Source organism: Planctomycetaceae bacterium, assembly GCA_021371795.1.
Classification (GTDB): domain Bacteria; phylum Planctomycetota; class Phycisphaerae; order Sedimentisphaerales; family UBA12454; genus UBA12454.
Genome location: JAJFVK010000019.1, coordinates 108,809 through 121,362, shown reverse-complemented (window position 1 = coordinate 121,362; position 12,554 = coordinate 108,809). Strand labels below are relative to the sequence as shown.

8 protein-coding genes and 1 pseudogene are annotated in these 12,554 nt (G+C 39.6%); 5 read left to right on the top strand and 4 right to left on the bottom strand.

Going from position 1 to position 12,554, the window contains the following annotated elements; all coding sequences use genetic code 11:
* The first annotated feature begins 704 nt into the window (after positions 1-704).
* From LLF92_09210 to LLF92_09200, 3 genes and pseudogenes are all read left to right on the top strand, one after another.
* On the top strand, positions 705-1,382 hold the full coding sequence (locus LLF92_09210; GenBank protein ID MCE5341288.1) for a hypothetical protein: 678 nt from the start codon (positions 705-707) through the stop codon (positions 1,380-1,382).
* Positions 1,383-1,407: 25 nt separating this feature from the next.
* A complete protein-coding gene (locus LLF92_09205) occupies positions 1,408-2,301 on the top strand; it encodes a hypothetical protein (protein MCE5341287.1) in 894 nt (297 codons plus the stop codon).
* Between the two features lie 532 nt (positions 2,302-2,833).
* Positions 2,834-3,319, top strand: a pseudogene (locus LLF92_09200) (family 43 glycosylhydrolase).
* Positions 3,320-3,400: 81 nt separating this feature from the next.
* Here LLF92_09200 and LLF92_09195 read toward each other — a convergent pair.
* The 4 genes from LLF92_09195 to LLF92_09180 all read right to left on the bottom strand — a co-directional run bounded on the left by LLF92_09195 (position 3,401) and on the right by LLF92_09180 (position 7,410).
* Positions 3,401-3,544 carry a hypothetical protein gene (locus LLF92_09195; GenBank protein MCE5341286.1) on the bottom strand — a complete coding sequence of 48 codons (144 nt, stop codon included), beginning with the start codon at positions 3,542-3,544 and terminating at the stop codon, positions 3,401-3,403.
* A gap of 58 nt (positions 3,545-3,602) precedes the next feature.
* The gene (locus LLF92_09190; GenBank protein MCE5341285.1) at positions 3,603-5,165 is read right to left on the bottom strand and encodes a hypothetical protein; all 1,563 of its coding nucleotides are present in this window, start codon (positions 5,163-5,165) and stop codon (positions 3,603-3,605) included.
* Entirely contained in the window at positions 5,153-6,370 is a 1,218-nt protein-coding gene (locus tag LLF92_09185; GenBank protein ID MCE5341284.1) for a hypothetical protein, read from the bottom strand. Before LLF92_09185 ends, LLF92_09190 begins: the two co-directional genes overlap by 13 nt.
* Positions 6,371-6,609: 239 nt before the next feature.
* Positions 6,610-7,410, bottom strand: a complete 801-nt coding sequence (locus LLF92_09180) for an amidohydrolase family protein (protein MCE5341283.1) — start codon at positions 7,408-7,410, stop codon at positions 6,610-6,612.
* A 371-nt stretch (positions 7,411-7,781) separates the two neighbouring features.
* Here LLF92_09180 and LLF92_09175 point away from each other — a divergent pair, with 371 nt between their 5' ends.
* On the top strand, positions 7,782-10,874 hold the full coding sequence (locus LLF92_09175) for an SIR2 family protein (GenBank protein ID MCE5341282.1): 3,093 nt from the start codon (positions 7,782-7,784) through the stop codon (positions 10,872-10,874).
* A gap of 579 nt (positions 10,875-11,453) precedes the next feature.
* Complete coding sequence (gene gap / locus LLF92_09170) at positions 11,454-12,494, top strand: type I glyceraldehyde-3-phosphate dehydrogenase (GenBank protein ID MCE5341281.1); 1,041 nt, start codon at positions 11,454-11,456, stop codon at positions 12,492-12,494.
* The last annotated feature ends 60 nt before the right edge of the window (positions 12,495-12,554 follow it).

Sequence of the window (12,554 nt, the reverse complement as noted above, 5' to 3'; positions counted from 1 at the left end):
AAGAACAAAAAAATAACGGCCTCTATAATATGTAAGCGGTTCGATACCTCCAATAACATCAGTTAGATGGTCGAAAAGACCTCCTGCGATACCAGCTCCCTATTCATGTAGCCCTACAGGGGATATTTGCTCCTGCTAAAGAGATATATAACATGTGGACAGGACAAATGCCTACTCTCCTTGTTAGGCCTTATTATATGTTCCCAATTAGGGCGTTTTTTTCACTTGTCCCCTGTAGGTTGAAAATGAAAAATCTGGAAGCATGAAAAATGCAGCCCCCTTGACATTGTGCCATTTTCATTGAAATTTCGGATTTATTCCTGTAATTGACGGGTAAAAATGCTGCACTTTCACCTGCCCGCTCACCTCCTTTTACTGTCCTATTCTCCCCCCCCCTAAATTCCTTGTGTTTTAATGACAAATTTGCTATCATCAGTATAGAGTAAATTTATTTTCTACACCTTTAAGGAGTTCTGTTTTTAGTAAATTGACAATTAAATAATTTAGCACTGTTCTTTTAGCGTTCCTGTTGAAACTGCGAAAAATACAAAAGTGGAAACGCACGAGAGTTAGTGTCCGTTTGCTTATGGCAAATCGGGCATTGCTTGCGTGCTTCCGCTTAGGCCTTCGCAGGCCTCAACAGGGGTACAATATAGTGATGCCCTTTTTTATTGAATCAGAGAGTTATTTTTTAGGAGAGAATCATGCAAACGAAAAAAATTAGTTTTACCGCAATATCTATTTTCTATGTTCTATTATTCACTGTGAATATTTTTGCCATAAGTAAGCCAGAAAAAGTGCAAACCCAATTCTTTGGGACATCTACATTAACAGGATTAAAAGGAATTCTTGTATCAATAAGTTTTCTCAAAGCAGAAAACGTAAACTGTAATCTACCACTAAATGACATACAAACTGAAATAGAATTATATTTAAGGCGTAATGGAATACCATTTTTTGTAACCACTTCTGGAACTATGGAAAATCATAAGGAAAAAGGGTTCGTAGCAGACCAAAATGAGGCCAACGCTTTTGCACTAAAACACAATTTGGGTATGGATTTTGGTACTCTCGATATTCAAGTATGTGTTCGTCGTTCTGGTAGTCCGGCCTGGGAATCATATGAAGTTCGCACCGATATAAATTTTTCTCAGCTTGTTTCTTTAGTTAGAAACCAGAAAATTCGTACATTTGCCATAACTTGGCCATATAGTTCATTAAAACCAAGTGTGCCAATAGCGTTTTATGAATCTACAGATTTAGAAAAAGGAATCAGAGAAGAAGTCAGAAACAAATTAGCTGAATTTTGCAATGATTATTTAGCCGCTAATCCTAAAGATTCTTCGCCTAAAGAAAATATTTCCGATAGTAACAATAAATAAAATCCATGTTTTTAAGAGGATAAAAATGAAAAATAAAATTGTACTATTGATAACGGTATTCGTATCGTTCCTTTGCCAAGTACAGGCCGGAACCACAACTTTTGACCATAATGTAACCATACAAGATGGTAATATTTATGATGTAGTTGTTGTTACTGGCAATAATACAGTTGTTGAAATGACAGGAGGACAAATAACAGGAGGCCTATTCGCTTATAATGCAAGTACTGTGAATATTTCAGGTGGCACTATTTCCCAAAACGTTAAAACATTTCATTCAAGTTCAATTAACATTTCAGGGGGCAGAATTTACCCATATTATATATATGCTTATAATGATAGCAAACTGAATATTTCTGGAGAGGCTGATATACATGAAATTAACGCATGGGATTCAAGCTATGTGAATATTTCAGGTGGTGCTGTATATCGGCTGAGTTCTGGATATTCTGCAAGTGTAAATATTATTGGTGGCCAAATAACAAATCAGTTAAGTGCCTCAAGTTTAGTCTCTATGAATATATTAGGAGGAAATATTGAATTGTTGAATGCAAGTCAGGATTGGAACGCAAGTCCAAATGTATATGGCGGGTCAATACAAAAGTTAGCAAGTTCCGGCGGCGGCAAAATTAATTTCTATGGCAGTGATTTTCAAATCTCTTATATGGGGGGATGTAATGGTTTCGGTGAAATGACGGGAATCTTTAATAATGGCACAACAATAACCGCATGTTTACTTGCTTCAGACACTTATAAATATTTAATTTTTCACAGCAATATATCAATACCACCTATTTGCATAAATAGGCCTATTGGCGATATTAACTACGATTGCAAAGTAAATATGTTAGACTTAGCCCTGCTTGTTTCAAACTGGCTTGACTGCGGCTTTGATTCGTCAGAAGCCTGCTGGAAATAATGACCGTAAACATTTTAAATACGCTTGGGGTCTTTGGCCTGATTACCCGAAATTGTCTGGGGGGTCTTGGGGGGGGTAGTTTTTCAGGAGAAAAAAATCTAACAAATAAATTATTACTGCCTGCTTACAGGGGACAGAACACTTGTTATTTTATTGCGGTTCCAGATTGAGTTGTCCTAATAAGGGTTAGTATTGCCGCTTGGATAGGCTGAGGCAATCTCTCCCAAGCCCCTATAATTTCCGCTAACTCCTCCGGCAGGTTTTGGGCTTGCTTTTCGGCGTTTTCTGGATTATTTTTGTAAGCTGGTTTGTAAGCTCCCGACTCGGATAGGGCTAAGTCCTTGTGTTTACAGTCCTTGCAATTACTTAACAGCGATTTCCTAAACCGAAGGTCAGAGGTTCGAATCCCCTCGGGCGCATTTTATTGCCGGTATGCAAATAAATTTGGGAGAGAAAAAAAATGAAAACAGCATATACCGTATTGGCTATATGTTTGATTCTTTTCTGCTGCGGGTTTGTGAAAGACGCTGAAATGATTGAAAATCCAATTCTGCGAGGTTTTAATCCAGACCCTTCTATTGTTCGCGTAAATGATGATTATTATATCGCTACTTCTACATTCGAATGGTTCCCCGGCGTGGCGATTCATCATTCCAAAGACCTCGTTAACTGGGAGCTGGCCTGTTACACTCTGAATTCAACTAAATATATTGATTTGCGCGGCAATCCAACTTCCGGCGGTGTATGGGCACCCTGCCTGACATACTCTGACGGATTATTTTATCTCGTCTATTCGGATGTCAAAAACCAGAAAGGCCCTTACAAGGACCAGAACAATTACTTAATCACCGCAAAAGACATTAACGGCCCGTGGTCAGACCCGATTTTCCTGAACAGTTCAGGTTTCGATGCTTCGATGTTCCACGATGACGACGGGAAAAAATGGCTGCTGAATATGCTGTGGGATTTCCGCTACGGCAGGCCGACGTTTTTTGCCGGCATTGTAATTCAGCAATATGACCCCGTCGCAAAAAAAAACTTGTCGGCACTGGAAGTATAAACGCCTTTAAGTCCGCCATCGGCAGTAATGGAACCTGTATTAGTAAAAGTACCGCCAATACATTGCTACTCGACCGCCGCCGCAACCTGCCGCGGTGCTGCCCCATCCGCCTGCACTGCCGCCGAACGGAATTGGAATTTCCTTATCGCCGTAAGTCGGGTCTGTGCAGTTCACACCATGCATAAAACCGCGACCGCGGAAAAAACAATAAAAGCAAACTTTATAATCTGCATATTTGACATCATTTCATTTTCTTTTGCTCTGTGATTCTGTCGGCTATTATTTGAAGCTTTTGTATTTGTGATTTTGTCCAAAGAAGTGAACCTATAAGGCGGTCTGAATCGCCATTAGGATTATTAAGTGAAACTGCCTGCTCGAAGTATTTTTCAGCATCATAGGTTTGCCCCAGCGATTCGCAAGTCATCGCAAGAGTCGCTTTGACCGCGGGACTATACGGGTTAATTTCCGAAGCCTTGGCGAAAGACGATAACGCCTGCTGATATTCACCTTCATTGAAAAGTGCAAAACCTAAATTTAAATTACCTAAGAATGAACAGGGATTTTTATTTACAGTGTCCTGCCAAAGCGAAAGACTGTTACGCCAAACCAATTCACGTTCGATAGTAAAACAGCACAAATTAAACCCTATTATAAACGCGGCAATTATCAGGAAAATGCGATAAAGTCTTTTTTGGACAGCCGCCCGGCAGACTATCGCGCTAATCGCCAGACACAGCCCAAACATTGCAAGATAAAAATACCTGTCAGCAATAGGCCTGAATATTGGAACAAAATTTGACGTCGGAAGCATCGCCAGAACACAAAATGTTAATCCAATGCCAAACCCTGAATTTTTTCGGCTGACAATTATTGAAATGAAAATTATAAGGATTAACAATATTAATGCCGTTAAGAATGAAATATTTCTTAATGAATACGCGGTAATGTCGGCACACATCAAATTCGGCCAAAAAAGCTCGAACAATTGATATGTCCATATTCGGGGCTGAACCAGAAGCATTTGTAAAAAAGAACCACCGATGTAAGATGGTTTTTCAATTTCCGCATAAGCAAGCGGAGCCACAATCGTAAAACGTAAAATCATAAATGTCAAAGTTGCGGTAAATCCGGCCATTACAAGAGGCACCCATTTTTGCCACTCGGACGCTTTGCGAATAAATAACCAATATAGCAGAAGGAAAAATGGAACAGCCGCGCCATTTTCTTTTGTTGCTGATGCCGCAAAAACTGAAACTACTATGCCAATTCCAAGAAAGACATTAACAATCTTTCGTTCTGCCGGAAAAAATCCCGCCAATAACAAAACGAGCAGTGCAAATGCCGTTACCAGCAAATCCTCTCTGAACGATATTACACACACCGCTTCGCTGTTGATAGGGTGTATTGCGAAAAGTATTGCGCCGATGAAAGCCGCCCATAACAGTCTGGCGTCTTGTTCCTTTGCAACATACAATCGCTTCAGAAAAGCATATAAAACTACAAATACCATAGCCGAACATAATGAATGAAGCAGCAGATTTGTCAGATGATAACCACACGGCATCATGCTCCACAGCATCGAATCGGTCATTAGCGACAGCAGCATTACAGGCCGATTATTATCAAGAGCACCCTTGGCCATCACCTTTAAGCTTAGTACGTCAGCAAAATGTTCATGCTGGTGAATATAAGGATCGATTTTTATCTGCAGAATATCATCGTAAACAAAATCTGCGGACAAAATAGGCAGGTATAGAATTGCTGCGATAAAAGCAACCAGAAGAATTAATTTTACATTTTGCACAATTGACACACCAAATCGAAAACTTCATTGACACTGATTCGCTGCATACAAACATTGTTTGTGCACACTGAATAACGGTTATTATATGCGCTTACACACGGACTGCATGGAATATTCTTCCATATAATATTTGAGTTAGGCCCGACAGCGCCAAACAATTTCGGCGTTTCAGGCCCAAACAATGTGATAACTTTTATATCAGTCAGCGCCGCGAAATGAGCCGGCCCGCTGTCGTTTGTTATCAAAATATCAGACAGCACATACAGCATCATCAACTGCTTTAAGGTCGTTTTGCCCGTCATTGAAAAACATCTCGGCGAACCAACGGCTTTGACGATTTCAGAAGCTTGGGCTGATTCATCAGATGAGCCTGTAAACGCAATATGCAAGGGTGGAAATTTTTCGATTAATTTTTTCGCAAGCTCTTCATATCTTTCACTCGGCCATCGCCGTAAGGGAAGCATATCGGATGCGTTTGCGTTTATTAGTACCAGAGGCGTATAATTACTTGTCACGGCCTCTTTTTCCAGCACTGCTTTAAACGCTTTTAATTCTTCAGGATTCGGCACAAAACGCGATTCGACAGGTCGAAGCATGGGCGATTCGATATCCAGTCTCGGCAAATCTTTCGATGACAATTCAATCGCGTCAACCATCGTCTCGAACATTTGGCTCGTATGCAGGTGAGGGTTATAGACCAGATGATGCGTCATTAAATCCCCGATATACGGCGATTCGTCAGAAAAACTATGCAGTCCCGCGTGTACTTTTGCGCCGCTAAGGTATGTTAAAACTGCCGCGCTTCTCGCAAAAAATTCAAAATTGATTGCCGCACTGATACGAAGTTTACGAATGCGCCGCAATGCTTTGGCCGTATCGACAAGAATGGAAAACAAACTTTTTTCATCTATGGTTATCACGTTTTCCGGCGGGACAAGATTCATTACGTCAAGGATGAAACGGTTTTGTTTAAAAACGAGAAAATATACGTTTGTCTTTCCCGCGATTTGTATGGCTTTTCGAATTGCGCCATCGGCAAGAACCGTCGCCCCCTGTTCGGCAAGTTTGATGAAAAGAACGCTTTCAATTTTAGAAGCGGGCTTGGGCCGACTAAAAAGGCTGAAAGCTTTATAAAAGACCGTCAAAACAAAACACAATGGCTTTCCAGCCCAGCGGTCGATTGAACGCATTGTTGAAATCTTCACTCGGGAACTCCCAAAAAACGCCCTTTGTTTAGAATATATCCCTGTTTACCCATAAAGTCAATCAACTGACAGGAATATTTTGCGCGTTTTTGACCAGCCTCTTGACACATTATACATAAATGAGTAACACTTTAGCCGTCTGTTTTAATTGTTTCTTGTGTTCGGAAACTCCACTTGTCATTCCCGCGCAGGCGGTTGGAGCATTAGCAGAAACCCTTGTGGTGGAATCTATACCATATTTACATATTTAATAATCGTTTCGCATTGCCGTAGAGAATTTTATCCATTCTCTCCGGCTCGAGATTCAATTTTCGCAGCAGATTAAGTGTGCCGTCCTGTTTTCGCCACGGACTGTCCGTGCCGAATAAAATATAATCGGCCGGATGCGATTCTAAAAGTCTCTTTGCCTCTGCCGGCTGCAAATAATCCAGTGCGAACGATATTTCCATATAAATATTTTTGCCGATGAGTTCGTTTGCAACCGCTTCCCACTGCTGCCAGGCTCCGAAGTGCGTAGTGATTAATTTCAGCTCCGGAAATTTATTTACGACATTGAGAATTTTTGTCGGCCCTGCCCTGTCGATAAACTCGAACGCCACATCGAAACCGGTGTGCATAACGAGAAACAAATCGTATTTGCATAGCTGCTCATACAGCCCGAACATTGAATCAGCGTCAAGATCAAAATCCTGATAGTAAGGATGCATCTTGATTCCCTTGAGGCCGGCCTGTGCGATTTGTTTTATATGTTCATCGCGCTGCGGGTCAGTCGGATGAACCGAGCCAAGCGGAATAATCCTGTCAGACTGGATTTGCAATGACCAGTCGAGAATAGTTTGAAATTGTTTGGGCTTGGTTGCGATAGAGCATATAACGCTTTTTTCGATACCTGCGTTATCCATGGATTTAAGCAGTGCACCGATTGTGCTGTCGAGAAAATATGGTATTTCCGGATGATCTCTGGTCAAAGCCTGCATCGCTTTGGGTGCGAATTCATCGCTGAACGCATGGGTATGAAAATCGATGATTTTATCAGCCATAGAAAAAAATCCTTTTTTAAAACACCCGTCTTCGTTCCTAAGTAACTTCGACAAGGCAGAGATATAACATATAGCAAAAAAGTATTTTCTGCAAGAGTGTATTGCTCGGCCGGGGCGATGGCGATTTGTGGTTAAATGTCTCTGTGAACGGCGGTCACCCCGTAAGACACCGCTTCGACCGTCTCATCAGGACGATTTCTGCCTAATTTTGCGACCAAAAAACCTAAAACCTATTGTTTTTGCTAAAAACAGGGATATAATTTCATCAGGTCTTTGATGAGGCAATGTTGGGATTAATTAATAAAATACTCGTAGGTAAAACTAAAACAAACCAACGCTTGCCACCTGCGTAAAATTTTGGAGTGTTTGATATGGAAATACCACCGCAATTAAAATCTAATATACAAGAAGGTAAAGTTGTACTAATGCTCGGTGCGGGTGCTTCGATGGAGGCCAAAAACGATAAAGGTGAAACCGCACCTTCTGGTAAAAAACTAGGAGAACTTTTAGCAAAAGAATTTCTTAACTTGGATTGTAAGGATTATCCTCTTAATCAGATTTCAGAATTAGCTATGAGTGAATCGGATCTGGTTACAGTACAAGAATATATTCGTAAAGTATTCGAGCCTTTTGAGCCAACAAAGCAACACCGTTTATTGAGCAAATTCAATTGGTATGGTCTTGCAACAACAAATTTTGATAGACTTGTAGAAAAAGCTTATAGTAGCGACCAAAATCCATTACAAATAGTCGTACCTTTTATAGATAATACTGATCGTATTGATGATAAACTACGTAACCAAAAGTCGATACCATACCTTAAACTACATGGTTGTATCACTCGAACGGCAAGTACAGATGCGCCCTTAATTCTAACCACCGATCAATATGTGCAATACAGAGATGGTAGATGTCGTGTTTTTGACATGTTCAAATGCTGGTGCTACGAACATATAATAGTCTTTGTTGGTTATAGTTTCCAAGATCCCAATTTGAGGCAAATATTGCTTGAAATAAATAAGGAAATTTCCATAGCTCGTCCAAAGTATTATATTGTTTCTCCTGACGTTCTAAAACCTATAGAAAACATGTGGGCAAAGAAAAATATTGATGTTATGCAAGGTACATTTAATGAGTTTATGACAACTATAGACAAGGAAATCAGTTCTCCTTTTAGAGCCTTGAAAGTACAAAGCACTCTTGAAGAATTTCCCATTTCTGAAAGATTCGTCAAAAAAGAAATAGTACTTAGTGAGACAGCAAAACAATTTCTGAAGACAGATATAGAATATGTAAAGGCGGTAAAAGTTGAAAATATCACAGACCCACGAAGTTTTTACAAAGGAATGGATTTAGGTTGGTATCCAATTATTCAAAACCTTGATGTGCGAAGAAAACTTGTAGATTCAGTACTAACAGACCATTTCATAGACAAACCTGGTAAACTCAGTAAGCTACAATTTATAGTAATTAGAGCTCATGCTGGTGCAGGCAAAAAAACATTACTACGTCGAATCGCGTGGGATGCCACCCATGATTATGGATGTCTCTGTTTGTATATGAAAAAGTTTGGGTGTGTAAGTTCAGCGGCCCTAAAAGAAATTATTAGTTTAACCGAGGAAAGAGTTTTTTTGTTCATTGAAGAAATTACTGACAGAGTCCGTGAACTAATTGGTTTGATTAACAATTTAGGGGAAGCAGGTAACCTTGTAACATTAATAACAACCGCACGAACAAATGAGTGGAATATTTCGTGTTCTACTTTGTCTGAATATGTAACTACTGAATATGAACTAAAATATTTATCACATAAGGATATAGATAATTTATTATCACTTTTAGAAAAACATAAAGCACTAGGAATACTTGAGAGATTGAATCCTCAGAAACGTAAAGATGCTTTAACTGAGCAAGCTGGAAGACAATTATTAGTTGCATTACATGAAGCAACTTTCGGCAAATCTTTTGTTGAGATAATTCGAGATGAATATGAAAAGATTAAGCCTTTTGATGCTCAGAAAATCTACCTTTCAATATGCGTTTTGAATAGATTAAATATTCCGGTACGTGCGGGACTAATTTCGCGAATATATGGAGTAAGTTTTAGTGATTTTGAAAAACGTTTTTTTGCACCACTGGAACAGATAGTAAATACAAAGTTGAATCCCGTAATTAGGGATTATGAGTATACAGCCAGGCACCCTCATATTGCTGAGATTATATTCGAAAATATTTTGTATCAAGCTGAGGACAAATTGCATGAATACATTAAATACTTACAACATATGAATATTTCATACCAGTCCGATAGACAAGCTTTCTTCCATCTGATTCGAGCGAATGAAATTCTTAGTTACTTTAGTGATTATTCTATGGGCAAACAGATTTATGAGATCGCTCAGAAAATTGCTCCTAACAATCAAGAACTGCTTCATCAGATGGCGATTTATGAGATGAAAAGACCTAATGGCAGTTTAGTTACAGCCAAACAATTGATAGACAAAGCATATGAAATAAATCCAAATAATTACACAGTTATTCATTCTATAGCAGAGCTTAAACTGCGTATTGCAGAACAAGCAAAAACTGAACTTGAATTCAATAAGTGTTTAGACGATGCAGAGGCTATATGCTTACAGAACTCCCGTTTTCTTGATTCTCATGGTATCGCGACTCTGATTAAATCCGAATTAATGAGGTTGGAGAGAAAATTAAAATCTGACCTTTCTCATGTATCAGACGAAGAGTTAGGAGAAATCATAAAAAACATTGAAACACATTTGGAGAACGGTTTACAAAATTTCCCCGGCGAGTCTTATTTATTGACATTAGAAGCGGATTTAGCAAAACTCACATCTGATTCTGATAGGGTTATTAAGGCGTTAGAACGGTCTTTTGAGTTGAATCCTCGAAAAGTTTACATAGCATCAAGGCTGGCAAGATGTTATCAAGAAAACAACGATAATGGCAAAGCAATAGAGATACTAAAAAAAGCACTTGATGCAGACAGCAGTAAAAAAGAACTTCATTATTCATATGGCAAAGCGTTATTAACGACACCGGATATATCTGGTGAAATTTTAGAATATCATTTTAAGCGATCTTATTCTCCGGGAGACAAAAATTATGATGCTCAGTTGTTATATGCTCGTCAGTTGTTTATAAATGGTAATTACCCAGAGAGTAAAAATATTTTCGCGGAGTTGAAATATGTCAGATTATCGTTTGAATTGAAAAATATGCCTCGATATCCTTTGGAAACGATATACCAAGGAGAAATATGTCGTATTGAATCAACGTACTGTTTTATCGCAAGAGACGGTATTTCCGATAGGATATACTGCCATGAGGATAATGTGGACGAGATAACATGGAAGAATATGGCCGTAGGAACTCGCGTGCAATTTAAGTTAGCATTTAATATGCATGGGGCTGTAGCTACTGATATTTCAATCAACTCTTAGAATGGACAACTTAGGAATATCTGTGGCCAAAATTACGTTCTTTTTCCCCTTCACAGTCTCCTTTACCAACCGTTCGATACACAAGTACTAATACCAAATTAGTATTTTAGAGAGAAAACGAAGATCAAAACAAGGGTTTTCCTTATATTGTAGGTTGGTTTAAAACGACGATATTGTATTAGGTACGAAAGTCAAGGCAACCTCTAAAAATATGAAAACTTGAGATTGCCCCTTTGTCTTGCATAGCAAAACCGCACAAAACTCCTTGCAATGGCTTTTTTTAGAGGTTGCCTTGATTTTTTTGTCTTTTCCGTAAAGGACGTTGAATATTTTTCGCTAATAACTTGATCGCTTACTTCGGAGCCTCCCCCTTGGGTTAACAATAATTCGAGGGGGTATTTTTTAAAAACCATTAAAATATCTGCTTGACAGCACTTTACCTACCCCATAAAATCCCCTCTCCGGACAGTATAACAGAGGGAGCAGACTCTATTTATACCGATCCGATACATAATTTGTCCGTAATATTGAGACATTTGTCTCAAAAACTATAAATCATTGTTTTTAAAGGAGTTTTAAATGGCAACAAAGATTGCAATTAATGGCTTTGGCCGAATCGGACGTCTGGTTTTCCGTGCTCTGGTTGAGCAAGGCCTGTTTGGCTCAAAGTTTGACGTAGTAGCTGTTGGCGATATCGTCCCCGCTGACAACCTCGCTTATCTGATGAAATACGATTCAGTTCAGGGAAAATTCAACGGCACAGTAAGCTCAAAGAAATCATCACCAGACAAAGAAGCTGATGATGTTCTGGTTGTAAACGGCAAAGACATTCTCGTTGTAAGCGCAAAGACACCTGCCGAACTGCCCTGGGCAAAACTCGGTGTGCAGATTGTTATTGAATCAACAGGCTTGTTCACAGCCGCTGAAAAAGCAAAAGGTCATATCGACGCCGGCGCAAAGAAAGTTCTCATTACAGCTCCTGCAAAAGGCGATGACATCACGGTTGTTATGGGCGTAAACGATGACAAGTATGATGCTGCAAAACACAACATCATTTCTAACGCATCATGCACAACAAACTGCCTGGCTCCTGTTGTTCACGTTCTGTTGAAAGAAGGCATCGGCCTTGTTGAAGGTCTTATGACGACAATCCACGCTTACACAGCGACACAGAAGACAGTTGATGGTCCATCCAAGAAAGATTGGAAAGGCGGCCGTACGGCGGCACAGAACGTTATCCCATCATCTACTGGCGCAGCAAAGGCCGTAGGTCTTGTTCTTCCGGAAGTAAAAGGCAAATTGACCGGCATGGCTTTCCGCGTTCCGGTTCCGACAGTTTCAGTTGTTGACCTGACATTCAAATCGGTTAAGGACACTTCAATTGCTGAAATTAAAGCTCTGATGAAGAAAGCAAGCGAAACATATCTGAAAGACATCCTCGGCTACACAGAAGACGAAGTTGTATCGAGCGATTTCATTCACGATAAGCGCTCGTCTATTTTCGATGCCGGCGCTTCGATTGAGTTGAACAAGAATTTCTTCAAACTCGTAAGCTGGTATGATAATGAGTGGGGTTATTCGAATCGTACAATCGACCTGCTCAAGAAGATTGCAAAATAAGTATGCTCAAGTCAAGCCCTGTTCATTTTGGACAGGGCTTTTTTTTAATATCATAAAAAG

Excerpts from the sequence above, each read along its gene's own strand:
- LLF92_09195 (MCE5341286.1), bottom strand. The coding sequence starts at position 3,544 with ATGCATGGTGTGAACTGCACAGACCCGACTTACGGCGATAAGGAAATT.
- gap (MCE5341281.1), top strand. The coding sequence starts at position 11,454 with ATGGCAACAAAGATTGCAATTAATGGCTTTGGCCGAATCGGACGTCTG.
- LLF92_09180 (MCE5341283.1), bottom strand. The coding sequence starts at position 7,410 with ATGGCTGATAAAATCATCGATTTTCATACCCATGCGTTCAGCGATGAA.
- LLF92_09205 (MCE5341287.1), top strand. The coding sequence starts at position 1,408 with ATGAAAAATAAAATTGTACTATTGATAACGGTATTCGTATCGTTCCTT.
- LLF92_09175 (MCE5341282.1), top strand. The coding sequence starts at position 7,782 with ATGGAAATACCACCGCAATTAAAATCTAATATACAAGAAGGTAAAGTT.
- LLF92_09210 (MCE5341288.1), top strand. The coding sequence starts at position 705 with ATGCAAACGAAAAAAATTAGTTTTACCGCAATATCTATTTTCTATGTT.